At 61.7% G+C, this 905-nt stretch carries 1 protein-coding gene; it reads right to left on the bottom strand.

The window, feature by feature from the left end:
• Positions 1 to 768, bottom strand: a 768-nt coding sequence (locus HV670_RS30160) for an NAD(P)-binding domain-containing protein (protein WP_175108564.1), incomplete at its 3' end; no start/stop codon positions are given.
• Positions 769 to 905: the final 137 nt, after the last annotated feature.

The following is a 905-nucleotide window of genomic DNA, read 5'->3' on the forward strand; positions in this document are numbered from 1 at the left end:
GCCAGTCACATAGTGATTGGTGTTGTCACGCACCCCTTCACGCAAGGGATGCTTTTCCACCGGCATGTCGTAGTACTGCATGTCCGCGAGCCAATCCACCACATCGCGCCCGCGATAAAAGCGGGCACAGCGTGGCGCGTCGCCCACCGCGAGCACCACCTTGCGTCCGGCCAGATGCAGGTCCTCGGCAATTTGCGCACCGGACTGCCCCGATCCCACCACAAGCACGCCTCCGTCGGGCAGCGCCTGCGGATTGCGATACTCGGATGACTGCAACTGTACGATCTGTGCGGGCAGGCGTTCCGCCATGCGCGGCACGATCGGCGAGTGATAACCACCCGAGGCCACCACGACATGGTCAGCAGTGAAGTCTCCCTGCGTGGTCACCACCGCGTAAGCGCCGCTATCGAGCCGCTTCACGCGGCTGACCTGCGTGTACTCCAGCACCGGCGCATCCACCATCGCGATGAAGCCATCGAGATACGCGATGATTTCATCCTTCTTCATAAAGCCATGCGGATCGTCGCCCGGGTACGGATATCCCGGCAGTGCACATTGCCAGTTCGGCGTGACGAGACAGAACGCGTCCCAGCGCTGGTTGCGCCAAGTATGCGTGACGGTTTGTTTCTCGATGACGAGGTGATCGACGCCGGCCTGCTTTAGGTAGTAACTGATCGACAGGCCCGCTTGTCCGCCGCCGACGACAAGCACACTGTAGTGCCCATTTCCGCGTGGCCCCGCGCTCACGGAGTGCGCTGTGTTCGACATGATGCGTCCTTGCAAGTAAATAAATTGGTGCGCCGGCCCGGGTTCAGACCAGTTCGATGACTTTCACGGTCGCATCGGCCCGATCGCGATAGCGGTCTGCGTCTCGCTCGATCTGCGCGAGCTGATCCATCGCTGCC

Source organism: Pararobbsia alpina, assembly GCF_902859895.1.
Taxonomy (GTDB): domain Bacteria; phylum Pseudomonadota; class Gammaproteobacteria; order Burkholderiales; family Burkholderiaceae; genus Pararobbsia; species Pararobbsia alpina.